At 63.1% G+C, this 24,378-nt stretch carries 20 protein-coding genes and 1 pseudogene; 10 read left to right on the top strand and 11 right to left on the bottom strand.

All coding sequences use genetic code 11. The annotated features are described in order from the left end of the window. Window positions 1-177: 177 nt before the first annotated feature. Together EN808_RS05075 and EN808_RS05070 are read right to left on the bottom strand one after the other, a co-directional pair. Complete coding sequence (locus EN808_RS05075; RefSeq protein WP_127281159.1) at window positions 178-1,299, bottom strand: branched-chain amino acid ABC transporter substrate-binding protein; 1,122 nt, start codon at window positions 1,297-1,299, stop codon at window positions 178-180. 432 nt (window positions 1,300-1,731) lie between these two features. Beyond that, window positions 1,732-1,998 carry a sel1 repeat family protein gene (locus EN808_RS05070; protein ID WP_010915070.1) on the bottom strand — a complete coding sequence of 89 codons (267 nt, stop codon included), beginning with the start codon at window positions 1,996-1,998 and terminating at the stop codon, window positions 1,732-1,734. A gap of 438 nt (window positions 1,999-2,436) precedes the next feature. On the opposite strand from EN808_RS05070, the gene EN808_RS05065 reads away from it, so the two are divergent. The 5 genes from EN808_RS05065 (at window position 2,437) to EN808_RS05050 (ending at window position 6,102) form a co-directional block, all read left to right on the top strand. Then, on the top strand, window positions 2,437-2,778 hold the full coding sequence (locus EN808_RS05065; protein ID WP_135915306.1) for a DUF2147 domain-containing protein: 342 nt from the start codon (window positions 2,437-2,439) through the stop codon (window positions 2,776-2,778). Between the two features lie 211 nt (window positions 2,779-2,989). Then, a complete protein-coding gene (locus EN808_RS36205; protein WP_167531191.1) occupies window positions 2,990-3,145 on the top strand; it encodes a hypothetical protein in 156 nt (51 codons plus the stop codon). 39 nt (window positions 3,146-3,184) lie between these two features. Beyond that, on the top strand, window positions 3,185-3,379 hold the full coding sequence (locus EN808_RS05060) for a hypothetical protein (RefSeq protein ID WP_127871363.1): 195 nt from the start codon (window positions 3,185-3,187) through the stop codon (window positions 3,377-3,379). A gap of 116 nt (window positions 3,380-3,495) precedes the next feature. Beyond that, window positions 3,496-4,956 (top strand): AMP nucleosidase, encoded by a 1,461-nt coding sequence (locus EN808_RS05055; RefSeq protein ID WP_245520716.1) that lies wholly within the window; start codon window positions 3,496-3,498, stop codon window positions 4,954-4,956. 135 nt (window positions 4,957-5,091) lie between these two features. Next, window positions 5,092-6,102, top strand: a complete 1,011-nt coding sequence (locus EN808_RS05050; RefSeq protein WP_245511634.1) for an endonuclease/exonuclease/phosphatase family protein — start codon at window positions 5,092-5,094, stop codon at window positions 6,100-6,102. A gap of 53 nt (window positions 6,103-6,155) precedes the next feature. On the opposite strand, the gene EN808_RS05045 is transcribed toward EN808_RS05050, so the two are convergent. Together EN808_RS05045 and EN808_RS05040 are read right to left on the bottom strand one after the other, a co-directional pair. Continuing rightward, on the bottom strand, window positions 6,156-6,752 hold the full coding sequence (locus EN808_RS05045) for a DUF922 domain-containing protein (protein WP_127278150.1): 597 nt from the start codon (window positions 6,750-6,752) through the stop codon (window positions 6,156-6,158). A gap of 142 nt (window positions 6,753-6,894) precedes the next feature. Then, complete coding sequence (locus EN808_RS05040) at window positions 6,895-8,574, bottom strand: electron transfer flavoprotein-ubiquinone oxidoreductase (protein ID WP_127871360.1); 1,680 nt, start codon at window positions 8,572-8,574, stop codon at window positions 6,895-6,897. Between the two features lie 219 nt (window positions 8,575-8,793). Here EN808_RS05040 and EN808_RS05035 point away from each other — a divergent pair, with 219 nt between their 5' ends. Genes EN808_RS05035 through EN808_RS05025 form a run of 3 tightly spaced genes read left to right on the top strand, consistent with a single transcriptional unit; the run spans window position 8,794 to window position 11,225 of the window. After that, window positions 8,794-9,438: a hypothetical protein gene (locus EN808_RS05035; RefSeq protein WP_127871359.1), complete on the top strand. Its 645-nt coding sequence runs from the start codon at window positions 8,794-8,796 to the stop codon at window positions 9,436-9,438. 50 nt (window positions 9,439-9,488) lie between these two features. Further along, window positions 9,489-10,358 carry a uracil-DNA glycosylase gene (locus tag EN808_RS05030; protein ID WP_127871358.1) on the top strand — a complete coding sequence of 290 codons (870 nt, stop codon included), beginning with the start codon at window positions 9,489-9,491 and terminating at the stop codon, window positions 10,356-10,358. A 54-nt stretch (window positions 10,359-10,412) separates the two neighbouring features. Further along, window positions 10,413-11,225 (top strand): helix-turn-helix transcriptional regulator, encoded by an 813-nt coding sequence (locus EN808_RS05025; protein ID WP_135915304.1) that lies wholly within the window; start codon window positions 10,413-10,415, stop codon window positions 11,223-11,225. On the opposite strand, the gene EN808_RS05020 is transcribed toward EN808_RS05025, so the two are convergent. Further along, window positions 11,226-12,191, bottom strand: a complete 966-nt coding sequence (locus tag EN808_RS05020; RefSeq protein ID WP_127871356.1) for a DMT family transporter — start codon at window positions 12,189-12,191, stop codon at window positions 11,226-11,228. It lies immediately after the preceding gene. 272 nt (window positions 12,192-12,463) lie between these two features. Between EN808_RS05020 and pepN the strand changes: the two genes are divergently transcribed. Beyond that, a complete protein-coding gene (pepN, locus tag EN808_RS05015) occupies window positions 12,464-15,109 on the top strand; it encodes an aminopeptidase N (RefSeq protein WP_135915303.1) in 2,646 nt (881 codons plus the stop codon). 48 nt (window positions 15,110-15,157) lie between these two features. Here the strand turns inward: pepN and EN808_RS05010 are convergent, their stop codons facing one another. Next, window positions 15,158-15,457, bottom strand: coding sequence for an addiction module antidote protein (locus EN808_RS05010; protein WP_135915302.1), 300 nt, complete (start codon window positions 15,455-15,457; stop codon window positions 15,158-15,160). 1 nt (window position 15,458) lies between these two features. Next, a pseudogene (locus EN808_RS05005) lies at window positions 15,459-15,754 on the bottom strand (type II toxin-antitoxin system RelE/ParE family toxin). Between the two features lie 281 nt (window positions 15,755-16,035). On the opposite strand from EN808_RS05005, the gene EN808_RS05000 reads away from it, so the two are divergent. Beyond that, window positions 16,036-18,357 (top strand): PAS domain-containing sensor histidine kinase, encoded by a 2,322-nt coding sequence (locus EN808_RS05000; RefSeq protein WP_135915301.1) that lies wholly within the window; start codon window positions 16,036-16,038, stop codon window positions 18,355-18,357. Between the two features lie 45 nt (window positions 18,358-18,402). Here EN808_RS05000 and EN808_RS04995 read toward each other — a convergent pair whose 3' ends face one another. From EN808_RS04995 to EN808_RS04980, 4 genes are read right to left on the bottom strand one after another with little or no spacing between them, the layout of a single operon-like run. Then, window positions 18,403-18,882, bottom strand: a complete 480-nt coding sequence (locus tag EN808_RS04995; RefSeq protein ID WP_127871352.1) for a hypothetical protein — start codon at window positions 18,880-18,882, stop codon at window positions 18,403-18,405. A 50-nt stretch (window positions 18,883-18,932) separates the two neighbouring features. Then, window positions 18,933-21,893, bottom strand: coding sequence for a bifunctional [glutamine synthetase] adenylyltransferase/[glutamine synthetase]-adenylyl-L-tyrosine phosphorylase (locus tag EN808_RS04990; RefSeq protein ID WP_135915300.1), 2,961 nt, complete (start codon window positions 21,891-21,893; stop codon window positions 18,933-18,935). Next, window positions 21,893-23,371 carry a HAMP domain-containing sensor histidine kinase gene (locus tag EN808_RS04985; RefSeq protein WP_135915299.1) on the bottom strand — a complete coding sequence of 493 codons (1,479 nt, stop codon included), beginning with the start codon at window positions 23,369-23,371 and terminating at the stop codon, window positions 21,893-21,895. Before EN808_RS04985 ends, EN808_RS04990 begins: the two co-directional genes overlap by 1 nt. 8 nt (window positions 23,372-23,379) lie before the next feature. Continuing rightward, entirely contained in the window at window positions 23,380-24,054 is a 675-nt protein-coding gene (locus EN808_RS04980) for a response regulator transcription factor (RefSeq protein WP_023771592.1), read from the bottom strand. Window positions 24,055-24,378 lie beyond the last annotated feature (324 nt).

Genomic DNA, 24,378 nt, shown 5'->3' with positions numbered 1-24,378 from the left:
CGCATCGCGGACCGCAAACAGAAATGGCCGGGAAGAACCCGGCCATTTCCTTGGACTAGAGCGGTTCAGAGTTTGATAGAATCTCTGACCCGCTCTAACTTCTTGTTTTTACGCAATTCTGGACGGAAAACCGCTACACACTTTTCCTAGAATTGCTCTAGCCGATCGTCGGAGCGATTACTGCGCGATCGGCGCGTACTTGCCGTCATGCCACTGGTTGATGTCATAGCTGGCATTTTTGAGGTCGCCCTTCTCGTCGAAGGTGACGTCGCCGACAACGGTGCTGATCGGCGTGCCGTTCTTCAACGCTTCGGCAACCTTGGCCGGATCGTCGCTGCCGGCACGCTTGATGCCTTCGGCGAAAGCCTGGACCACGGCGTAGGAGAACAGCGTGAAGCCTTCCGGCACGAAGCCGCCGGCCTTGATCTTCTCGACGGCCGCCTTGGCTTCCGGCTTTGCCTGCGGATCCGACGGGAACACGAACATGGTGCCCTCGCCGGCCGGGCCGGCAACCTGCCAGAACTCCGGCGAGGCGATCGAGTCCGGCATGATCAGCTGGAACTTCAGGTTCTGTTCGGCCGACTGACGCAGGATCAGGCCAGCCTCAGGATGGTAGCCACCGAAATAGACGACATCGGCCTTGAGATCCTTCAGCTTGGTGACAAGCGCCGAATAGTCCTTCTCGCCGGGGTTGATGGCGTCATAGTAGACTTCCTTGAGGCCACCGGTATTCATGGTTGCCCTGACGGCGTCAGCCACGCCCTGACCGTAGGCGCTCTTGTCGTGCAGGATGACCACATTCTTGCCGGCATACTTCTTGGCGATCCACGGGCCGATGAAGGCGCCCTGTGCGTCGTCACGCGTATAAAGACGCATGATCGTCGGCCAGCCGGACTTGGCCGCGGCGTCGGTCAGCACCGGGTTCGAAGAGGCCGGGCTCATCATCAGCGCACCGGCTTCGGCATAGACGGCCGAGGCCGGAATGCTCGAACCCGAGCAGGCATGACCGTCGATGAACTTGACGCCGTTGGCGATGATGCGGTTGGCGACCGAAACGGCCTGCTTGGGGTCGCACTGGTCGTCCTCGATGTCGAGCTTGATCATCGAGCCGTTGACGCCGCCCGCGGCGTTGATGGCATCGGCCGCGGCCTGTGCGCCCTGCTTGAACTGATCGCCGATGGTCGCGAGTTGTCCGGTCATCGGGCCGACCACCGATACGGTGATGTCGTCGGCGAATGCGACAGGCGCGCTCATCATCAGGCCGAAAATGGCCGCGCTCAAAATACTCATTTTTTTCATGACAATAGAACTCCTCCACTCACGCGCGGCCGCCCCGGCCGCGCTTCTTCCAGAGAGGCGGGACAATTTCATCCTTCACCGGGCCTGTCTAGGCGCATTGGCGCCGCTCGATTGGGCCTGCGCGGTCTCATCCACGCAAAAAGCCACGCCAGCCTTGTTCCGGCTGGTCGTGGCTTTTTGCCTGTCAGGCTGTTTCCCCGGCGCCCCCCGCGCTGTGAACCCAACCCACCTTCCCTGTCTTCCTGTTGGCCATGATCTTGCCGAAGCCCCGATTCCACTTTCGGGATCATGGTCCGTCGCGCGGCTTGGACCTGTCGGCCTGCCGCATTCTTTTTGTTGTTGGTCCGTGGCCTGGCTGTCTGCGCAGCCTTGTCCCTGTTGGCCCGACCGTCTTTTAGCGGTCTTGGCCGGAGCGTCCCCGTCTGGCGGGACTCAGTGCATCGTCATCCATTCGCGGGCTTCGCGCAGCGCCTTGGCGATCTCGACCTTCGACATGGCCGCCGAGAGTTCCGAGCGCAGTTCCGCGGCGCGGGCCGAACCCTTGATGGCGGCGATGTTGAACCATTTGTGGGCGGCAACGACATCGGTCTCGCAATCGCGACCGGTCGCATACATCATGCCCAGTTCGAAAAGAATGTCGGCCTGGGCAGTTGCCCCCATGGCGCCGAAGCCTGCTTCAAGCATTTCAAAACGTGCCATTTTAGTCCCCTGTCTGGCTCCCGAGAGCTGCCTCCGTTTGTCTTGTCCGGGGCGCTCTTTCGATGCTTTCGAGAATGCCGCGCAGGCTTGAATCCGTCGTTAAATGGCGTGCTTAATTTGAGGAAAACAAAGCTAAAACAAGAGGTAAACACGGAAATTCGTTAAGGATACGAAACCAGCAATTCGGCTGGTTTTCGCCAAATTTGACGAAAATTTTCGGGACCCCGATCAACACTCCGCTAACCACGGGAAACAAACACGACGCGGCGATCGTTTCCGTTTCCGTCCCGACAGAGCGAATTCAGCCGCTTTCAAAACGCCAAAGTCTTCCGTTGCGGCACCGCTTTTGTTTTGACGGAAGCTGGACTAGCTTACGTTTGCGTAAGCGGCAGACCGGCGAGGCGGAGCATCCGGCCGGCTATCCAAACGGAGGAAGACATGTTTCGAAAAGTGAGCCTGGCCCTGGCGGCCACTTTGATGCTGAGCGGCGCGGCATGGGCCGATCCGATCGAGGGCAACTGGAAAACGCAGGCAGGCGACACCGCGGCCATTTCAGGCGGCGATTCATTTTCCATTACGCTCAAGTCCGGTAAATATGCCGGCAAGACCATCGGATCGCTCAAGGCGGCCGGCGACAACAAATATGCCGGCAACATCACCGATCCGGCAAACGACAAGACCTATTCCGGCAAGGCGACATTGGCTGGCACCTCGCTCAAGATGAGCGGTTGCGTGCTAGGCGGACTGATCTGCAAGAGCCAGACTTGGCACAAGCTCTGATCGTCCATCTCCTTGCGATCTCAAAACGGGGCCCGGCGGGCCCCGTTTTCGTTTTGTCGACGCGCTGACCGTGACCTTCGATGGCCGTTCGGGCCGGCGGCGACCCAGCCAATGTCCCGTCAATCAATTTGAACCGCAGATGAACGCCGGCCTCAGAGCCGGTTCAGAGGCGTCAGGGCATTCTCCTGCGTGTTGAAGGAGACACGGACCAATGCTTGCTCGCCGCTTCACCATCGTCTGCCTGCTGATGAGCCTGTTTGGGATGTTCTTCGCCATCCTCGTCGCCGAAGCGGCCCGGTCCCCCCGCTCCTGGGAGGAAGCCGCCAGAATGTGCCACCTCGCCTGCCCGACCAACCTTCGCCACTGAAACAGAGAACCAGACCTCAAAAAGAAAAGCACAGACATCATGAACCGCATCGCCGCCAACCTCGCCAAGACCCTCCGGCTCCTGCCGAGGGCGGCGCTTATCCTGGTGCTCCTGGCCGCTCCGGTCCTGGCGGTGCCGATGATGCGCGCCGATGCCGGCTCGACGATCGAGGCGCCGGCGCTCAGAAAGTCCGGCGTCGGGTTCGTGCTGCTGGTCAGCCTGCAGCGGGGTTGAAGAAAAATGGCGCTTTGAGCGCCTTCGGCGGCGAGCCCCCTCCCAACCGCCTCCCCAAGTCTCTATATTGAGTCATGGAAAAGCGAATCTACCCCCAAGCCATCGAATCAGTCGTCATGCCCGAGCCTTTTGGCCGGCAAAGCTTCGACAATGCCGAAAAGGCCGTTACCGCGCTGAAGGTGCTTTACAACCGCAACACCAAGTTCCTTCGCGATTCCTTCGCAGCCCTTGCCGCCGGCGGCGACAGCAGCAAGCGCTGCCGGGCCTTCTACCCCGAGATCGGCGTCACCACGAGTTCGTTCACCCAGGTCGACTCGCGCCAGGCCTATGGCCACATGCCGACGCCCGGCCATTTCGCCACCACGGTGACCCAGCCGGACCTGTTCGAGACCTACCTCATCGAGCAGCTTCGGCTGATCATGCGCAATCACGGCGTGTCGGTGACCGTCTCGGAATCGACCACGCCGATTCCCCTGCATTTCGCTTTCCTGGAAGGCACCTATGTCGACGGCGCCGCTGCCGAGCGCATCAAGCGGCCGATCCGCGACCTGTTCGACGTGCCGGATCTCGACGGTACCGACGATCAGATCGCCAACGGCACGTTCGAGGTCGCCTTCGGCGAGCCCAGGCCGCTGGCGCCCTTCACGGCGCAGCGCATCGACTATTCACTGCACCGCATGACGCACTACACCGCAACCAGCCCGCAGCATTTCCAGAACTTCGTGCTGTTCACCAACTATCAGTTCTACATCGACGAGTTCGTCGCCCGCGCCCGCGACCTGATGGAAAAGGGGGGCGACGGCTACACAGAATTTGTCGAACCCGGCAACGTCATCACCCGGGCCGGGCAGAGTGCGCCCAGCGAAGGCGTAGCGCCACAGCGCCTGCCGCAGATGCCGGCCTACCATCTGAAGAAGCCGAACCATGGCGGCATCACCATGGTCAATATCGGCGTGGGTCCTTCCAACGCCAAGACCATCACCGACCATATCGCGGTGCTTCGGCCACATGCCTGGGTGATGCTTGGTCACTGCGCCGGGCTGCGCAACACTCAGGCACTGGGTGATTATGTGCTGGCGCATGCCTATGTGCGCGAGGATCACGTTCTGGACGACGATCTGCCGGTCTGGGTGCCGATCCCGCCATTGGCCGAGATCCAGGTTGCGCTGCAGGAAGCAGTCGCCGAGGTCACTGGCCTGTCTGGCTATGACCTGAAGCGCATCATGCGCACGGGCACCGTCGCCACCATCGACAACCGCAACTGGGAACTGCGCGACCAGCGCGGACCGGTGCAGCGCCTGTCACAGTCGCGCGCGATCGCGCTCGATATGGAATCGGCCACGATCGCCGCCAATGGTTTCCGCTTCCGGGTGCCCTATGGCACGCTGCTGTGCGTTTCCGACAAGCCGCTGCATGGCGAGTTGAAATTGCCTGGGATGGCGACCGAGTTCTACAAACGCCAGGTGGCGCAGCACCTGACCATCGGCATCAGGGCGATGGAGAAGCTGGCCGAGATGCCGATGGAGCGGCTGCATTCGCGCAAGCTCAGGAGCTTTTCGGAGACAGCGTTCCAGTAGGCGGTCGCGCGAAGCCTCGGCGAGGCAATTGGTCGTCTTGCTCAGGCCGTAATTTGGCGGACAAGCAAAATCGAACGGATCGGCAGGCGGCATTCGGCAGACACGACCTCAATGACAACAGGCGCGCGCTTGAACATGACGGCTGGGCTGGTATTCCTGGCGATAACGGTATTGTCGGCCGCTTTGTTGGCCGGGTTTTTCGGCGCGCTGCACCCCGCTTTCGATTCCTTCTCGCATTTCCGCATTCACTTCAGTGTGCTGCTGGCGCTTCTGGCGCTGCCGCTGCTTGCGAGTTCCTACCGGCTGCAGGCGGCCGCGGCACTGCTCTTCGCCATCGCCTGCCTGGCCACGACGGCAAACGCACTGCCCAGGTTGTGGCCGCAGCCAGCAGTTGCCAAGCCCGCCGACCAGATCGTCTACAGCCTGCTGCAGATGAACCTGCGCTTCAACAACCCGACGCCGAAGAAAGTGCTCTCACTGATCGGCCGCACCAATCCTGATGTGATCACCCTCGACGAAGTGTCGGCGATGTGGACGACCGAGCTTGGCTACATCGCCAGCGCCTACCCCTACCGTATCCTCTGCCCCTACCCGAACGGCATGTTCGGCGTGGCGCTGCTGTCGCGCCGGCCGTTTGCCGCCGACACCGCGCCGCGTTGCGAGCCGCGCGGCGCGATGGCGACCGCCACCATCGACTTTGGCGGGAGCGATGTCGATGTCGCCGCGATCCATTTGAGCTGGCCCTGGCCGAAGGAGCAATACTGGCAGATCGGCGAACTGGCGCAGCCACTGGCCGCGCTCGGCGAGACCGCGATCCTGGCCGGCGACTGCAACGCCGTGCCCTGGAGTGCGGCGGTGCGGCGGGTCGCGGCGCTCGGCGGGCTGACACTGATGCCTTCAGCCGGCCCGACCTGGATCCACCGGACACTGCCCGACTTCCTGCGCCGCTATGCGGGCCTGCCGATCGACCAGGTGTTCAGCAAGGGCGGGCTGAAGATCCTGTCATCGACGCGGCTGGAGGATACCGGCTCCGACCATCTGCCGGTGCTGGTCGAATTTACGGTTCGATCGGATCAGAAGCAGCCCGAGGATGGGCACGCCACGGCGCTCGCGGCGAGCGGCTTGTCAGCCAAGTCGCAGGGCTGACTTACACGCGCCGCGCAGCGCAGAAGCGTCGAGATGGCGAATGGATTGCGCGTTCAAGGTTTCCCGATCAAGGCAGCGATCAGATGTTCGACATGGCCGCCATCGCTATGCTCGCGCCGGTCGAAAGCGTTTTGCCTGGCCTCATATTCCGCATAGACGGTCTTGATGCGAAGCCGAGCCTCGCGGCGCGTCTTGTCGCATGATGGGTCGTTGGCAACCCGCAGGCCGGCTATCGACCGTTCCGTAGCGCGCATCATCTTCCTGGCGATGCGCCCATGCGTTTCCTCATGGGCGCGAACACCGGCGAAAAATCTGTTCCACCGCCTTTTCAGCGCCGGCGTCATGGGCGAACCAACGCGAGGGAAGGTGTAGAACAGATTGAGCGTGCCGTTGACCCGCCGCAGCCGGCAGAAGCCGTTGTCCTGCCCCCCGCCGAGATCCCAGTCGACGGTATAGGCAGTTGTGGCGATGGCATGCGTCATGAAGCCATGCTTGGGACCCTTGCTGTCCATCGCCTCGATGAAGGCCGTACCCGAGCTTCCCTTGATGTCGTAGGTCCGAGTCTGGACGATTGCCCTGGTGCCAGCCCAGGCCTCCGGCGCACACAGTGTTCCGATGACGATGAGGCATGTCAGAACTGTCCGGCGCATCGGCCTTCTCCTTGTCCCTGGAGAAGGGAACCACAAGCCGGTGATCGTTTCAACGGTTCTGCTGTGCTGCATGCCCCGCGCAGCCAGCACTCCGCGGCGTTTTTTCTGCCGCCGCGCCCTGGACAGCCCGGCGGCTCAGGGGTCACATGCCCTGGTAGACCGGTCCTTCACCGCCTTGCGGCGGCACCCAGTTGATGTTCTGGTTCGGGTCCTTGATGTCGCAGGTCTTGCAGTGGACGCAGTTCTGCGCGTTGATGACGAAGCGCACGTCCTTGGCCTGCGGATCGGCGGCGGCGTTGCCGTCCTTGTCCACCCACTCATAGACGCCCGCCGGGCAATAGCGCGTGGAAGGTCCGGCGAACACATCGTGCTCCGACCGCTGCTGCAGCGCCATGTCCCCGACGACGAGATGCACCGGCTCGTTTTCCTCGTGATTGGTGTTGGACAGAAACACCGAGGAGAGACGGTCGAAGGTGAGCACGCCATCCGGCTTCGGATAGGCGATCTTCTTGTGCTGGGCGGCAGGCTCGAGCGTCGCATAGTCGGCCTTGCCATGCTTTAGTGTGCCGAAGGGCGAGACGCCGAACAGCGTGTTCAGCCACATGTCGAGGCCGCCGAGGCCGACGCCGATGATGGTGCCGAAACGCGACCAGAGCGGCTTGACGTTGCGCACCTTCTTCAGGTCCTTGCCGATGTCGGTCGCCCGCCAGGCTTCCTCGTAGGCGGAAAGCTCGTCATTGGCACGGCCGGCGCCGATCGCCTCGGCGACATGATCGGCCGCCAGCATCCCAGACAGCACCGCATTGTGGGAGCCCTTGATGCGCGGCACGTTGACGAAGCCCGCCGCGCACCCCATCAGCGCGCCGCCCGGGAACGACAATTTCGGCACCGACTGCCAGCCGCCCTCGGTTATGGCGCGCGCGCCGTAGCCCAGGCGCTTGGCGCCCTCGAACGTGCCTGCGATCGCCGGATGGGTCTTGAAGCGCTGGAATTCCTCGAAGGGCGACAGATAGGGGTTCTTGTAATTGAGGTGGAGGACGAAGCCGACAGCCACCTGGTTGTCCTCCAGATGATAGAGGAACGAACCGCCGCCGGTCTTCATGTCGAGCGGCCAGCCGAAGGAATGCTGCACCAGACCCGGCCGATGGTTCTCCGGCTTGACCTGCCAGAGTTCCTTGAGGCCAATGCCGTATTTGCCCGGCTCGTGGCCATCGGAGAGGTTGTATTTGGCGATCAGCTGCTTGGCGAGCGAACCGCGCGCGCCCTCGCCGATCAGCACATACTTGCCCATCAGCGCCATGCCCGGCGCGAAGCCCGGACCGTGCGTGCCGTCCTTCTCGACGCCCATGTCGCCGGTAACGACGCCGGTGACGGCGCCTTCTTCATTGTAGAGCAGGCCGGCGGCGGCAAAGCCTGGATAGATCTCGACGCCAAGCGCCTCGGCCTTGCCAGCCAGCCAGCGGCAGACGTTGCCCAGCGAGACGATGTAGTTGCCGTGGTTGTTCATCAGCGGCGGCATCAGGATGTTGGGCAGGCGGAACGAGCCGGCGGGGCCGAGCACCAGGAAATGGTCCGCCGTGACCGGCGTCTTGAAGGGATGACCATCCTCCTCGCGCCAGCCGGGCAGCAGCCGGTCGACGCCGATCGGATCGACGACGGCGCCCGACAGGATATGGGCGCCGACTTCGCCGCCCTTTTCCAGCACGACGACGGAAAGCTCGGGATTGACCTGCTTGAGGCGGATGGCCGCGGCAAGGCCGGCAGGGCCGGCGCCGACGATGACCACGTCGAATTCCATGCTCTCGCGTTCGATATCGCTCATCAACCCCTCCGCACTGGCTTGCCGCCATTGGCGCATCTTGCTGGCTCCTGCGCTGCATAGCGCATCAATTGGCGACAGGAAACCGGCGCATACGTGACAATGCGGATTTGGCCAAAAAGTCGCGCACCTTGCCGCAGGATAAGCCGTTTGCGCCTGGAAACACGCCTCGCTCGCGTTTTTGATTGTTCGACGGCTTGCTTATCGGCCATACTTCCCGCCATGCGCATTCCCGGGCCAGGCGGCTTATCTTCGACGCGCTTTCCATCAACGCCCGGCCGGGCCTGCCGGGCGGTTATTTTTGCCCTTCTGGCGTTGGCGCCGGGTCATGCCGTCGCGGATGAAGTGAAAGTGTGGGCGACAGGCGCGTACTCGTTCTCGGACGAGCTTGGCGGCTTCCGCATCACCGGAGCGTCCGGAATCGGAACCAAGGACGATCCGCTGGTCATCACCGAAGAGCTGAATTCGGCGACCCCGGTGACGCTGACCATCCGCACCACAAAGCCGATCCAGACCTTCGGCAAGGCGGGCGAGTTCGCCAACGGCATCATGTATATGCGCATCGACGTGCTCAACAACAGCGGCCAGGCATGGATCGAGTTCCAGTTCGAGCTGCAGGAAATACTGGACCAGCCGAGCGTGTTCGGCGATGGGCTTTCGTTCGACCAGCGCAACAAGACGCCGGACAATATCTGGTCGAGCAATTTCGCCGATTTCGACCGCGACTTCGAACCCTATGACCGGCTGCTGTTCAAAAACGGCAAGGTCGATCCGCTGAAAACCGCCAGCTTCGAATTCCTGATGACGGACTACACGCCGCGGTGGACTTTCTATCTCGTGCAGGATCCGCGCATACCCACTGGCTAGGACGCCTCGCCGAGGTTGCAAATTGACGCCGCCCGGACGATGGTGCGGCCATGACTGCCGCCTCTCCCAACAATCCGGTCGATCTTGCCGATCTGCTCGCCTTCTATGCCAGCGTGGGTGTGGACGAGGCTCTGGAGGATGCGCCGGTAAACCGGTTCGCGGAGGCCGCGCCGAAGCCGGCGGAGCGGATGCCGACGACGACGCCACGCGAAAGCGGCGCACCGGAGCCGCCCGCTGCTCCGCCGCGATTCGATGCGCGCGCCGTGCCGGATGCTCCGGCCCCGCGCCCGCCGACCTCGGCCGTGCCCGACGAGGCGCAGGCTGCGTTGGCGCGCCAATTGGCGACCGCGGCAGTGTCCCTGGACGAGCTGCGCCAGCACATGGCCGCTTTCGAGGGCTGCAATCTCAAGGCCACCGCCAAGAACCTCGTATTCGCCGACGGCAACCCGCAAGCCGCTGTCATGCTGGTCGGTGAGGCCCCCGGCCGTGACGAGGACATTGAAGGCCTGCCCTTCGTCGGCCGCTCGGGCCGCCTGCTCGACCGCATGCTGGCCGCGATCGGTCTTGACCGCAACTCGGCCTACATCGCCAATGTCATTCCCTGGCGGCCACCCGGCAACCGCACGCCGACGCCGCACGAGACGGAAATCTGCCGGCCGTTCATCGAGCGTCAGATCGAGCTGGTCAATCCCAAGGTGCTGATCAATCTCGGCGGTCCGTCGGCCAAGACCTTGCTCAACACTTCGGAAGGAATCCTGCGGCTGCGCGGCAACTGGCGCGTCCACACCACGGCGTCCGGCATTGCCATTCCGGCCATGCCGACATTGCATCCGGCCTATCTCTTGCGGACGCCCGCGCACAAGAAGCTGGCATGGCGGGACTTTCTCGAGGTGAAGGCGAAGCTGCGGGCGCTCGGCTAGCGATGACCTCGCAGGTAATTGAAATGCCTTCAGCGTCGGCCTAGTCATGCGGCCATGACAAGCTCGCAGACCTCCGCCGGCAGTCTCATCCGCGAATGGCGCACGCGCCGCCGCATGAGCCAGCTCGACCTCGCCGTGGAGGCCGAAATTTCGCAGCGGCATCTCTCCTTCGTCGAAAGCGGACGCGCCGCACCCTCGCGCGACATGGTGCTGCATCTGGCCGAGCAGCTGGCGATCCCGCTGCGGCAGCGCAATCAGTTGCTGCTGGCCGCGGGCTTTGCGCCCAGCTTCGGCGAACGGCCGCTCACCGATACGACGCTGGCGCCGGCGATGGCGGCGGTCGAGACCGTACTCAAGGGGCATGGCCCATTTCCGGCGCTGGCGGTGGACCGGCACTGGAACCTGGTTTCGGCGAATGCCGCGATCGCCCCTTTCCTTGCCGATGTCGGCGAGGCTTCGCTGCTGACACCACCGGTCAACGTGCTTCGCCTCAGCCTGCACCCCGGCGGCATCGCGCCACGCATCGTCAACCTGCAGGAATGGCGCACGCACCTGATCGAGCGTCTCAAGCGCCAGAACGATGCCACCGGCGATCCGGTGCTGGTCGAACTGGAGCGCGAACTGCGCGGCTATCCTTCAGGCGTCAAGGGCAGCCGGCCGGCGCCGGTCGAGCCGAATGCGATCGTCCATCCGCTGAGGCTTGCCCATGGCGATCAGGTGCTGTCGTTCATCAGCACCATCACGGTCTTCGGCACACCGCTGGATGTGACCTTGTCGGAACTGGCGATCGAATCCTTTTTCCCGGCCGATGAGCAGACACGGGCGGCGCTGGTACGCCTGGCAAAGGAGCGGTCGGAACGGTCCTGATCACCCCTGCGGCAGGGCCGCCTTGCGGGTGCGGGTGCGTTCCAGACCCAGTTGCCGTTCGCGCCAGATGATGAAGATGCCGGCGGCCACCACGATCGCACCACCGACCAGCGTGCCGGACGAGGTCACGTCACCGAAAACGAGATAGCCAACCACGATCCCAAGGATCATCGAGGTGTATTCGAAAGGCGCCACGACCGAGGCTTCGGCATGGCGATAGGCCGCGGTCATCAAGATCTGGCCGAGGCCGCCACAACAGCCGGCCATGATGAGCAGCGCGGCTTGCGTTGGCGTCAGCGATTGCCAGCCGAAGGGCAGCGTCAGCAGCGAGAGCACGCTCGCCGTCGACGAGAACCACAGCACGATGGTGGCCGTCTTCTCCGTCTGCACGAGATTGCGCACGAGCAGCATGGCGACAGCCGAGATTGCCGCGGCCATCAGCGCGGCCATGACGCCCAGGACCTCCTGGTCGTCGAGCCCTTCATCCGAATTGAGCAACGTCAGCTCCGGCCAGGAAATGATGAGCACGCCAATGAGGCCGATGGCGACGGCGCTCCAGCGATAGACGCGGATCGTCTCGCCAAGGAAGACCGAGGAGAACACCACGACCAGCAGCGGTTGTGCATAGTTCAGGGTGATCGCCTCAGGCAACGGCAGCCTGGTAAGCGCGAAAAAGCCGAGCCCCATGGCACCGACGCCGACGACGCCACGCGTGATGTGGTTGAAGGGACGCTTCGTGGCGAAAGCGGTGGCCAGATGTCCTTTCAATGCCAGGAAGGCGATGATCGGGAAGATGGCGAAGAAGGAACGGAAGAAGACGATCTGCCCCGCTGGCACGTCGCCTGCCGCCTTGATACAGGTTTGCATGCCGACAAAGACCGTCACGGAGACGATCTTCAGCACGATGCCTCTCAGCGTGCCGTGGCCACCCGTCGTCTCTGGTTGCGGCCTCGCTTCTGATGTCACTTTGGCAATGCGTCTCTGCCCGCCGTCGAGGGCACGTTGCGGGTCTCGAAATGGCAGAACGGGACATTGTCGGCGCACCGAACGAAAGCGCCCATCCCGAATTTCGGTGTGACGGCGGTCATGACTGCCTCGCGACGACGAAAGGAAGGCCTGAATTAGGCTCTGGCGCAGTTTTGTCGAGGGTATGTTTCGTGTAAAGAGCGCGGACTTTGAATTTTTTTGGACCAGTCAAACCATGTCCGGTCCCCGGAAAAGACAGGAAAAGCCAGGGAATGCGCACTGACACAGGCCAGGTCTTCAAACTCGAGGACTATCGCCCCAGCGACTACCTCATTCCGGAAACCAACCTTGACTTCCGTCTTTCGCCGCAGGCCACGGTCGTCACCGCGATACTGACCGTCGAGCGCCGCGAGGGCATATCGGAATCGGCTCCGCTGGTGCTCGACGGCGATGGATTGACGCTGAAGCGCGTCGAGATCGACGGCAAGACGGTGAAAGCGGCGGATCTGCTGGCGAGCCCCGACCAGCTGACGCTGCTCAAGCCGCCGGCCGCACGTCGTTTCCAGCTGCTGATCGAAACCGAACTGGCGCCTGCCGGCAATGAAGCTCTTATGGGCCTTTACCGTTCGAACAACGTTTACTGCACGCAGTGCGAGGCGGAGGGTTTTCGCCGCATCACCTACTTCCTCGACCGCCCCGATATCCTGTCCGTCTACACGGTGCGGATCGAGGCGCGGCGCGACGAGGCGCCGCTGCTCCTGTCCAACGGCAATCCGGTCGAGAGCGGCGATCTCGCCGATGGCCGGCACTATGCCAGCTGGCACGACCCCTTCCCCAAGCCGTCCTACCTGTTCGCGCTGGTGGCCGGCAATCTCGGCCAGGTCGCCGACAGTTTCGTGACCTTGTCCGGCCGCAAGGTCGAGCTCGGCATCTATGTCGAGCCCGGCAAGGAGGCGCTCGCCGGCTACGCGATGGACGCGCTGAAGCGGTCGATGCAATGGGACGAGGAGGCGTTTGGCCGCGAGTACGACCTCGACGTCTTCAACATCGTCGCCGTGTCGGACTTCAACATGGGCGCGATGGAGAACAAGGGCCTCAACATCTTCAACGACAAATACGTCCTGGCCGACCAGGAGACGGCGACGGACGCCGATTTCGCCAATATCGAGGCGATCATCGCGCATGAGTACTTCCACAATTGGACAGGCAACAGAATCACTTGCCGCGACTGGTTCCAGCTTTGCCTGAAGGAAGGGCTGACGGTCTTCCGCGATCATGAGTTCTCCGCCGACCAGCGCTCGCGCGCGGTCAAGCGCATCGCCGAAGTGCGCACGCTGCGCGCCCACCAGTTTCCCGAGGACCAGGGACCGCTGGCGCATCCGGTGCGGCCGCGCCGCTACCGCGAGATCAACAATTTCTATACGGCGACGGTCTACGAAAAGGGGTCCGAAGTGGTGCGCATGATCCGCACCATTCTCGGGGCCGAGGCCTTTCGCGCGGGAATGGACCTCTATTTCGAACGCCACGACGGTGAAGCCGCGACCATCGAGGACTTCATCAAGGTGTTCGAGGAGGCGTCCGGCCGCGATCTTTCACAATTTGCGCTCTGGTATCACCAGGCGGGCACGCCCAACCTGACCGTGAGTTCGACGCACAATCCTGCCGCGCGGGAATTCACGCTCGAGATCGAGCAGTCGGTGCCGCCGACACCGTCGGAAAGCCGCAAGCGGCTGATGCATATACCACTCGCCTTTGGGCTGATCGGCGCCGGCGGCAAACCTGTCTGTTATAGCGGCGTCGAGGGCGCGAGCGTCGAGGACGGTGTCATCCATGTCCGCAAGCGCCGTCACATGGTGCGCTTTTCCGGCGTTGCCGAACGACCGGCGGTGTCACTCAACCGCGGCTTTTCGGCACCAGTGACGCTGTCGGTCGAGCAGAAGGCGGCTGACCAGTTCTTCCTCGCTCGCCATGACGACGACGCCTTCTCGCGCTGGCAGGCCTTCAACACCCTGCTCACCGATGCACTGATCGCGGCCTTCCGCCAGACCCTCGGCGGCAAACAGCCGGATTTCGCCTCACAGCTGACCGAGCTTGCCGGCAACATCGCCAGCGACGAGACGCTGGAGCCAGCCTATCGGGCCCTGGCCCTGGCGCTGCCTGGCGACGCCGACATCGCGCGTGACATCGGCAAGAACATCGATCCGGACGCCATCCATTCAGCTCGCCAGGCGCTAGCGCTGGCGATCGCCACGGCTAACGGCGAGATATTTTCCGGCCTCTATGACAGCCTTGCCGACAAGACCGCTTTCAGCCCCGACGCGGCGAGCGCGGGACGACGCGCCTTGCGCAACATTCTGCTGGATTATCTCTCGCTGCTGCCCGGTGGATCGGCATTGGCGGCCGGGCATTTCCAGTCCGCGACCAACATGACCGACCGCGCGGCCGCATTGGCAGTGCTCGCGCATCGTCACCACGGATCGCCGGATGCGAAAATAGCGCTGGCGGCTTTCGAAAAGACATATGCGTCCGACCCGCTGGTCATGGACAAATGGTTCCAGATCCAGGCCGGCGTGCCGGGGCCGCAGGCTGTCGACACGGTCCGCTCCCTGACCGCTCATCCGGGCTTCTCGATGGGCAATCCGAACCGGGTGCGCTCGCTGATCGGCACATTCTCCAGCGCCAACCAGACCGGCTTTCACCGCGCCGACGGGGAAGGCTACCGTTTCTTCACGCAGACGGTGCTCGAGGTCGAAAAACGCAACCCGCAAGTGGCGGCAAGGCTGGCGACGGCGCTCAGGTCCTGGCGTTCGCTCGAACCGGGCCGGCAGGCAAAGGCCAGGGAAGCGCTGGTTTCGATCGCCAATGCCGAAAACCTCTCGGCGGATCTGCGCGATATCGTCGAGCGCACGTTGGCGTGAATGCAGACTCCGCTGCCTATGGGGGAGTTCTCCTGTGCCCGGCGCCTATCAAACCGACTGATGGGGCTGTGCCTTTGCGGTCAACTCGATTCCAAGGGCCTTCATCACTGCAATCGTGGTTTTTAGTGTCGGATTGCCGTTCTCACTGAACGAGCGATAAAGCTGTTCACGCGAAAGTCCCGTCTGGCTCGCTATTTGGGCCATGCCCTTAGCGCGCGCAACGACACCCAGCGCATGCGCGATATAGCCAGAATCTTCGGAAGCAAACGCTTCCGCCATGAATGCCGCAATCGCCTCATCGGAGGTCAGGCCTTCAGCCGGATCAAAGGTCGTCAGTTTCTCAGCCATCTCATTCGCTCCATTCTTGTGCCAGACGTTTCGCCGTCTTGATGTCCTTCTTCTGGGTGCCTTTGTCACCGCCGCACAGGAGGACGATGATCGTGTTGCCCCGCTTCTGAAAATAGACGCGGTAGCCGGGGCCATGGTGGATACGCAACTCGCTTATCCCCTCTCCCACAGGCTCAACGTCTCCCGGATGCCCATAAGCAAGACGGTCAAGCCGGGCAAAGATCGCGCCACGAGCGCGCTCATCCTTTAGCCGCATCCACCATTTTGGAACGTTTCGGTCTGCTTTAGATCGATCATAGGGATTTGTAGTTTATAAACTACATCCCGTCAAGGAAAGCTCAAGGATCGGTCCGCTCTTATCCGACTCGCCTTCTGTCACATAGCCCTCGCCATAGGGTCGCGCTCAAAAGGGCATTGGGTCGATTCAGCATTATTTAAGTCGATTTTTAATCTTTTTTCGCCGGACCACTGGACAAGGCGAATCACCTTTGATTCTTTAATGGCGATTCGGAAGTGCGGTGTTGCCGGGTCACCAGCACATAGAAATGCGGCATACTGGAAATCGGGGAGTGCCATTTATGGCGAAGGCGGACGCGTGGGGCGCGCCCGGTGGGATGGCTTTTGCGCGTCGCGAGACGCGCAGCGACGGCCTTGCCGGGAATACGCGGCTCATCGCCGAACCGGCCTACAAGCGGCTTCTTGCAGCTGAACCGCTGCTGCGCCGGTCGATACCGGCCCTCATCGTCATCTTCCTGCTCGTCATCGCGGCGCTGCGTGTGCTCTCGCTGATGAACGAGCGCGACGATGTCGAGCGCGATGCCAAGGCGATCCTGACGCTGGCCGCCGCGCAGCTCGCCAGTTCGCTCGCCACCACGTCGGACACGCTGCCGGGCGCCACCCAGGACCTGCTGGAGACCACCAGCCGCCAGGGCGCGATGGGCCGCAGCCACGTGTTGGTCGTCACCGACAGTGCCTTCAGGATCACCGCGGTGACGCCGCGTTCGGTGCCCTGGCAAGGCCATTCGCTCGACGGCCTCGTCCAGGGCGGCCAGCCTTTGTTCATGTTCGGCGATCGCGCCGGTGTCATAGAGGTCAACATCGGCGGTCAGGACTGGTACGCGGCGGTCAGCCTGTCCAAGGACAGGAAGGGAGCCGCCGCGGCGCTTGTGCCGCAAGAGGCGGTCTTCGACACTTGGCGCAAGACAGTCTCGCTCAACGTCACCCTGTTCGTGCTGACGGCCGGCGTGCTGATCATCATCCTCTATGCCTATTTCGGACAGGCGGCGCGCGCGCAGGCAGCCGACCGCATCTATCTCGAGGCACATCAGCGTATCGACATGGCGCTGGTGCGCGGCCGCTGCGGCCTTTGGGACTGGGACATGGTGCGTGGCAAGATGTACTGGTCACGCTCGATGTACGACATGCTCGGCTACGAGCCCTGCGAGACGATGCTGTCCTTCGGCGAGGTTGACGAGATCATCCATCCCGAGGACGGCGACCTGTTCGAACTCGCCAACAGGATCGTCGCGCGCGAGATCGATCACATCGACCAGGTGTTCCGGATGCGGCATGCCGATGGCCAATGGGTGTGGATGCGCGCCCGGGCACAGGTCATGGATCCGGAAGCGCCGGAGATCCAACTGATCGGCATCGCGGTCGACGTCACCGAGCAACGGCATCTGGCGCTGCGCTCCGAAGCGGCCGATCTTCGCCTCAGGACCGCGATCGAGAACATCAATGAATCCTTCGTGCTTTGGGATTCGGCTCAGCACCTGATCATGTGCAATTCCAAATACCAGCAGGACAACGGGCTCTCGGATCGCGACGTAATGCCAGGTGTGACGCGCGCGTCCCTGGAAGAGCGGATGCTGGCCTTTGCTTCGGAACGCCGGCTTGCCAATACCAATGGTCCGCAGGGCGGCGCCACGTTCGAGCGGCAGCTGTCCGACGGCCGCTGGCTTCAGGTCAACGAACTCCGGACCAGGGACGGCGGCATCGTCTCGGTCGGGTCCGACATCACCCAGATCAAGCTGCACCAGGAAAAGCTGGTCGACAGCGAGCGCCGGCTGATGGCGACCATCCATGATCTCAGCCTCGCCCGCCGGGCAGAAGAGGAACGGGCGCGCGAGTTGGTCGACCTCAACCGCAAATACATGAAGGAAACCGAGCGCGCCGAAGCGGCGAACCGGGCCAAATCCGAATTCCTGGCCAACATGTCGCATGAACTGCGCACACCGCTCAATGCCATCATCGGCTTCTCCGAACTGATGGAACAGGGGCTGTTCGGCCCGCTGGGCTCGGAGCGTTACGAAGAGTACGCCACCGATATCAACAGCAGCGGCAAATACCTGCTTGGCGTCATCAACGACATTCTCGACATGTCCAAGATCGAGGCGGGCCAGTTCTCGCTGGACCAGGAGCAGATCGATCTCGGTCCGCTGATCAGCGAGACGGTGCGTGTCGTGTCGCTACAGGCGGCGCAGAAGGCGATCACCGTGGAAACGCGTATCGCCGACGCGCTGACGTTGTTCGCCGATCGCCGGGCGATCAAGCAGATCGTCATCAACCTCCTGTCCAATGCGGTGAAGTTCACCGGCCAGGGCGGCCACATATCGGTCAGGGCCCGCAACACGTCAGGCGCGCTGGTGCTGACGATCGAGGACAATGGCTGCGGTATCCCGAAGGAAGCGCTCGGCAAGCTCGGGCGCCCGTTCGAGCAGGTCCAGAACCAGTTTTCCAAGAACCATGCCGGCTCCGGTCTTGGCCTCGCGATTTCACGCTCACTGGCCGAGTTGCAGGGCGGTGCACTGAAGATCCGTTCCACCGAGAGTGTCGGCACGATCGTGTCGGTGCGCATTCCCGTGAAGAAGGCGCCAACGGCGGTCAAGGCCGCGGCCTGAGCGACAGGCTGCGGCCGACGATGTCGGAGCCCGCATCAACCAATCCTACTGCAGGCCGCCGTCGTTGCCTTCGTGATCCCATTGGCGGTCATGGCCAAAGCGGCCGCGCTTCGGCAGTTCGCCCTTCTCGATCTTGCCGTCATTGTTCTTGTCGAGCACGGCGAAAAGCTTCCTCTCGCGGCCGCTGATGTCATCAGCGGTCAGCGTGCCGTCGCCCTTGCTGTCGTAACGGGCGATGATGCGCCTGGCCATGCGTTCGAAGCGTGCCTTCTCCAGCGCGTCGGCGAGTTGAGCGACAGTCAGTTTGCCGCCATTGTCGGCGACAAGCTTCTTCAGCCGCGCGTCCATGACATTGGAGAACTGATCGAAGGTGATGGTGCCGTCATTGTCCTTCATCGCCTTGTCGAGCCGCATCATGGTGCGCTGACGCATATTTGCGCTGCCGACATTCTCGGCATAGGCGGCGCCGCCGACGGCTCCGGCCAGGGCGATGAAGGCAAGTGCGAGCTTGGTCGTCTTTCTCATGATTTTCTCCTGTTGCATCGTCACCCCCGATGCGGCCGGACGGTCGTTGGTCACGAACCCCCGGCACGAAGCAAAAGGTCGAAATCCTTCCTGACCTTTTGCGACGTCTCCTTGAGATGTGCCTCCAGCACACCGAAATCCGGCAGGTCGGTGACCGCCAGAAGCAGATCCGAAAGCCCCGGCGGAACGTCGTCACGTTCGAAGGGTCCGGTAAGGCACAGCCGCGTCATCTGGGTCAGCGCCAGATAAAGGGCGTAAGCATCGCCAAGGTCCTGCCTGATCGCGGCATTGGCGAAACGGGGCGTCAGGCGAGACAGGATCTCGGCCGTACCGGTGGCGCGCGGTCCGGCCTCGACCTGCCCGCTGATGACAGCCACCTGGGCGATGAATTCGAGATCGATCAGACCGCCCGGGATCAGCTTGATGTCCCACGGGTCGCGGGGCGGCTTTTCCTGCTCGATCATGGCACGCATTTCCGAGGCCTCGGCCCTCACCTTTGCCGCATCGCGCGACTGGCCAAGCACCGCCGCAACTTCCGCCTCGACCTCACCGCACAAGCCATCATCACCGGCGATGGCACGCGCCCGCGACAGGGCCATGTGTTCCCAGGTCCAGGCTTCCTGGCGCTGGTATTTTTTGAAGGCATCGATATGGGTGGCGACCGGTCCCTTGTTGCCGGACGGCCGCAAACGCAGGTCGAGTTCGTAAAGCACCCCTTCCGCCGTCGGCGCCGATACCGCCGATATCAGCCGCTGCGTCATGCGGGAGTAGTAATGCGACGGCGCCAGCGGTTTGTCGCCATCGGAATCCTCGGCGTCCGCATCGTGATCGTAGAGCAGGATGAGATCGACATCCGACCCGGCGGTCAACTCGCGGCTGCCAAGCTTGCCCATGCCGAGCAGCGAGACCACACCGCCGGCGATCGTGCCGTGGCGCACCGCGAATTCGGCGGTCACCGCTTCCAATGCCGCCGCGATTGTCAGGTCCGCCAGATCGGAGAAAGCGCGGCCGGCGCGGGCCGGATCGATGGAGCCCGCGAGCAGCCGCACACCGATCAGGAATTTCTGCTCGGAAGCAAATATGCGCAGCCGGTCGAGCACGTCCTCATAAGCCCTGTCGCCTTCGAGGAAGGCGGAAAGCCGCGCCGAGAGATAGGCACGGTCGGGGAGCTCGGTCAGCAATGCCGGGTCGAGCAAGCCGTCGAAGACATGCGGCCGGCGGGTGATGATCGCCGCCAGCCGGGGCGCCGCGCCCATGATCGTCGCCATCAGCTTGAGCAGTGCGGGGTTCGACTGCAACAGCGAGAACAGCTGGATGCCGGCCGGCAAGCCGGCAAGGAATTCGTCGAAACGGACCAGCGCCTCGTCGGCCCGGCGTGTCTGGCCGAAGGCCTTGAGCAGTGCCGGCGTCAGTTCCGTCAGCCGCTCGCGCGCCTCCGCCGACTGGGTGACGCGATAGCGCCCGAAATGCCAGCCGCGGATGACCCGGCAAATGTCGCTTGGCCGCTGAAAGCCGAGACCGTGCAGGGTCTGCAGTGTGTTCGGGTCGTCGACGTCACCGGTGAAGACAAGATTGCCGATGCCGGCCGAAAGCTCGGGCGCCGTTTCGAACAGCGCCGCATAATGGCGCTCGACCTGCTGCAGCGAGGCACGGAACGCCCCGGCAAAAGCGGCCGCGTCGGCAAAGCCCAGCATGCGGGCGATGCGCTCCAGCCCTTCATCGTCTTCCGGCAGCGTGTGCGTCTGCTCGTCGGCCACCATCTGGATGGCGTGTTCGACCCGGCGCAGGAACCAGTACTGGCGGGCGAGCGCGTCACGCGCATCCGATGTGATCCAGCCCCGAGCCGCGAGCTGACCGAGCATGGGCACGGTTTCGCGGCCGCGCAGCTCCGGGAAGCGGCCGCCGGCGATGAGCTGCTGGGTCTGGACGAAGAACTCGATCTCGCGGATGCCGCCGCGCCCAAGCTTGACGTTGTGCCCCTTCACGGCGATCTCGCCGTGACCCTTATGGGCATGAATCTGGCGTTTGATCGAATGGACGTCGGCAATCGCGGCGTAGTCCATGTATTTGCGCCAGATATAGGGCTGGAGTTCCTTGAGAAAGGCATCGCCGGCCGCCAGATCGCCTGCCACCGGGCGCGCCTTGATCATCGCGGCACGCTCCCAGTTCTGGCCGCGCGCCTCGTAGTAGCGCAGCGCGGCTTCAACCGGAATCGCCAGCGGGGTCGAGCCGGGATCGGGACGCAATCTCAGATCGGTGCGGAAGACATAGCCGTGCTCGGTGCGATCCTGCAGGATGCGCACCAGCCGGCGCGTCAGGCGCGAGAACAAATCGGTGGCGTCGAGGGGATCGACCACGGCGGGCGCTTCCGGATCGAAGAACATGACGAGGTCGATATCGGACGAGAAATTCAGCTCATGCGCGCCGAGCTTGCCCATTCCAAGCAGGATCCAGCCCGATTGATGCGACGGGCTGTCGAGGTCTGGCAGTCTGAGCTTGCCCTGGCCATGCGCGTCACGCAGCAGGAAATCGACGGCCGCGCGGGTGCAGGCGTCGGCGAGATCGCTCAAGCGCCTTACTGTCAGCGACGTCTCGGCCTCGCCCGAGAGATCGGCTAGCGCGATCAGGAAATGCGCCTCGGCCTTATGCTGACGCAGCTCCATCATCAGGCCGGATTCCGAGACCGTTTCGGCCAGCGGCGCCTGGTCGATCGCGGCGGTGATCGCTTTCAGGCGGGCCTCGATCGGCAGGTCGAAGAGGCCGTCGAGGATTTGCGGCCGGCGGCGCGCCGTATCGCGCAGGAACGGCGAAAGGTCGAAGACGGCGGCCAGGAAATCCTGCGCCGTCCCCTTGCCGGCCAGGAATTTGGCCGCCCGTGTCAGCCCTTCTTCGCGCGCTGCGTCCGCGATTTCGGCCAGTTCCTGCCGCGCCCGCCCCTCGTCGAGCGGGACAAGCGGGGTTTCCAGGCTCAGCAACCAGTCTGTCTTGCTCCGCTTGGCAACGGCCGCCATCAGTGGCCCTCGCGTGTGGGGAAACTCATGACCACGGATAGTCCCGGATTGCCGGGCAACAGGTCAAGCCGGCCGTAGTGGAATGTCATGACCGCCTTGGCGAGACTGAGGCCAAGGCCGGAACCAGGCTGCGAACGGCTTTTCTCCAGCCGCACGAAGCGCTCCGTCGCCCGGGCGCGATCGGCATCGTCGGGAATGCCCTGGCCGTTGTCGGCGACGGAAAGCCTGATCTCGCCATGCGTGCGTTCGAGCGCCACGCGGACCGCCGGCTTGGACGTGGCATCGGTCGAGTACTTGATCGCATTGTCGACGATGTTGGAGAGCGCCTGGCCGATCAGTTCGCGGTTGCCGTCAACGGCAAAAGCACCGTTCACCTCGGCGTCCAGCGAAACGCCAGCCTCCTCGGCCACCGGCTCGTAGAGCTCGACCACATCGCGCACGGCAGCCGCCAGATCGACGCGGTTGGTGTGCTCGGAAGAATACCCAGCCTCCAGCCGGGAGATCATCAGGATGGCGTTGAAGGTCTTTATCAGCTGGTCGGACTCGGCGATGGTACCCTCCAGCGCCTGCCGATAGTCCGACGTCTTCTGCTTGCCGGAAAGCGTCGCCTCGGCCCGGTTGCGCAGCCGCGTCAGCGGCGTCTTCAAATCATGCGCGATGTTGTCGGAAACCTGTTTCAAGCCTTCATTGAGCGTGGCGATCCTGGCCAGCATGGAATTGAGGTTTTCGGACAACCGATCGAATTCGTCGCCGGTGCCCGTAACCGGCAATCGGCCACTGAGATCGCCGCCCATGATGCGACGGCTGGCCTCCGACACGCTGTCGATGCGCTTCAGCGCGGCGCGGCCGACAAAGAACCAGATTAGCAGTCCGCCGAGCCCCATCATGCCGAGCGCCAGCATCAGCGAGCGGCGGATAACGGCGCGAAAACGCTCCGGTTCGCCGAGATCGCGGCCAACCAGCAGGATCATCTGATTGGGCAGCCGCAGCACCAGCGCGATGGCATTGTGGCCCTTCTCGCCTTCAGCCTGCACCGCGTTGTCGCCAGTTGAAGGAGACGTCGTCTGGTCGGACGCTCCGCTGCGCAAACGATCAAGCTCACCTTCGCCGAAGCGCTTGTAGGAGAACGGCTCGGTCGTCCAGCCCTCGGTATCGATCACACCCGGCTCCAGGGCCTGCACATTGCCGGTCAGGATCTGGCCATTGGTGTCGGCGATCAGATAGAGGTTGGCGCCAGGCTGGCGGGAGCGGTTTTCGACCACACGCACCAGCAATGGCAAGCCGCCCTTTTTGTAGGCGCTGGCCAAGCCTATTATCTCATCATTGATTGTGTCCTGCGTCTGCCCGGTCAGCATGCTCGCTGACAGCGACGTCATGTAGAAGACCAGCAGCACGGCGCACAGCGCGAAAAGCAGGAAATAAAGCGCCGAAAGCCGCGCTGCCGTCGTCTTCATGATGGCGGGCACGGAAAGAGCCATGCTGTCGCCTAGCCGCCCTTCAGCATGTAGCCGGCGCCTCGAACCGTGTGCAGGATCGGCTTGTCGAAGCCCTTTTCGATCTTGCCGCGCAGCCGCGAGACGTGGACATCGATGACATTGGTCTGCGGATCGAAATGATAATCCCAGACATTTTCGAGCAGCATGGTGCGCGTCACCACCTGGCCGGCATGGCGCATGAGATATTCGAGCAGGCGGAATTCGCGCGGCTGCAGCGTGATCTCACGCGCGGCCCGGCGGACAGAATGCGACAGCCTGTCGAGTTCAAGGTCGCCAACCCGGTAGACGGTCTCGGCCTCCTTGGCGCTGGCGCGTCGGTTCAGCACCTCGACACGCGCCAGAAGTTCGGAAAAGGCATAGGGCTTGGTCAGATAGTCGTCGCCGCCGGCACGCAGGCCGGTGACCCGGTCATCGACCTCGCCCAGCGCCGACAGGATGAGCACTGGTGTCGTGTTGCCCCTGGAGCGGAGAGCGGCAATGACCGACAGGCCATCGCGGCGCGGCATCATCCGGTCGATGACCATCACGTCGTAATCACCCGCATCGGCAAGCGCGAAGCCGGTCTCGCCGTCACCGGCGACATGTGCCGTATGACCGGCTTCCGTGAAGGCTTTCTGCAGATAATCCGCAGCCTCGCGATCGTCTTCTATGACGAGAATCTTCATAGGGCCGTTATACGCGATTTCGCTGGAAGATTGAGTAGCCGGCATCTGCATTCTAGCCTTTGCCAAAGCGCATCGCGATCAAGATGATCGAGAGCGTGCGCGATGAAATCCTTGTTCCGTGGCGTCGTTGCGCCGGACATGCCAGTTCCCGGTCATGTCGTTTCCCCCCGCGACTACCGAACCGACCGGCTTCGGGCACGAGAGCGTGATGTGGGCACCCATATGCGGCGCGCGGCAGCGGGCGATGGGAAGCCCGCTGCCACTGAAGAAGAGCGCGATGACTGACTAACGGGCTCTCCTTCTTGCTTTCCCATGCGGCGACTC

Origin of the sequence: Mesorhizobium sp. M8A.F.Ca.ET.165.01.1.1 (assembly GCF_004792065.1) — a bacterium.
GTDB lineage: Bacteria > Pseudomonadota > Alphaproteobacteria > Rhizobiales > Rhizobiaceae > Mesorhizobium.
This window is presented reverse-complemented; position numbering and strand designations above follow the sequence as displayed.

Coding starts and splice junctions, on each gene's coding strand:
- EN808_RS05030 (WP_127871358.1), top strand. CDS start 9,489: ATGACTGCCGCCTCTCCCAACAATCCGGTCGATCTTGCCGATCTGCTC.
- EN808_RS05040 (WP_127871360.1), bottom strand. CDS start 8,574: ATGAGCGATATCGAACGCGAGAGCATGGAATTCGACGTGGTCATCGTC.
- EN808_RS05035 (WP_127871359.1), top strand. CDS start 8,794: ATGCGCATTCCCGGGCCAGGCGGCTTATCTTCGACGCGCTTTCCATCA.
- EN808_RS05050 (WP_245511634.1), top strand. CDS start 5,092: ATGACGGCTGGGCTGGTATTCCTGGCGATAACGGTATTGTCGGCCGCT.
- EN808_RS36205 (WP_167531191.1), top strand. CDS start 2,990: ATGCTTGCTCGCCGCTTCACCATCGTCTGCCTGCTGATGAGCCTGTTT.
- EN808_RS05010 (WP_135915302.1), bottom strand. CDS start 15,457: ATGGCTGAGAAACTGACGACCTTTGATCCGGCTGAAGGCCTGACCTCC.
- EN808_RS05055 (WP_245520716.1), top strand. CDS start 3,496: ATGCCCGAGCCTTTTGGCCGGCAAAGCTTCGACAATGCCGAAAAGGCC.
- pepN (WP_135915303.1), top strand. CDS start 12,464: ATGCGCACTGACACAGGCCAGGTCTTCAAACTCGAGGACTATCGCCCC.
- EN808_RS05070 (WP_010915070.1), bottom strand. CDS start 1,998: ATGGCACGTTTTGAAATGCTTGAAGCAGGCTTCGGCGCCATGGGGGCA.
- EN808_RS05065 (WP_135915306.1), top strand. CDS start 2,437: ATGTTTCGAAAAGTGAGCCTGGCCCTGGCGGCCACTTTGATGCTGAGC.
- EN808_RS05025 (WP_135915304.1), top strand. CDS start 10,413: ATGACAAGCTCGCAGACCTCCGCCGGCAGTCTCATCCGCGAATGGCGC.
- EN808_RS05075 (WP_127281159.1), bottom strand. CDS start 1,299: ATGAAAAAAATGAGTATTTTGAGCGCGGCCATTTTCGGCCTGATGATG.
- EN808_RS04990 (WP_135915300.1), bottom strand. CDS start 21,893: ATGGCGGCCGTTGCCAAGCGGAGCAAGACAGACTGGTTGCTGAGCCTG.
- EN808_RS04985 (WP_135915299.1), bottom strand. CDS start 23,371: ATGGCTCTTTCCGTGCCCGCCATCATGAAGACGACGGCAGCGCGGCTT.
- EN808_RS05045 (WP_127278150.1), bottom strand. CDS start 6,752: ATGCGCCGGACAGTTCTGACATGCCTCATCGTCATCGGAACACTGTGT.
- EN808_RS05000 (WP_135915301.1), top strand. CDS start 16,036: ATGGCGAAGGCGGACGCGTGGGGCGCGCCCGGTGGGATGGCTTTTGCG.
- EN808_RS04995 (WP_127871352.1), bottom strand. CDS start 18,882: ATGAGAAAGACGACCAAGCTCGCACTTGCCTTCATCGCCCTGGCCGGA.
- EN808_RS04980 (WP_023771592.1), bottom strand. CDS start 24,054: ATGAAGATTCTCGTCATAGAAGACGATCGCGAGGCTGCGGATTATCTG.
- EN808_RS05060 (WP_127871363.1), top strand. CDS start 3,185: ATGAACCGCATCGCCGCCAACCTCGCCAAGACCCTCCGGCTCCTGCCG.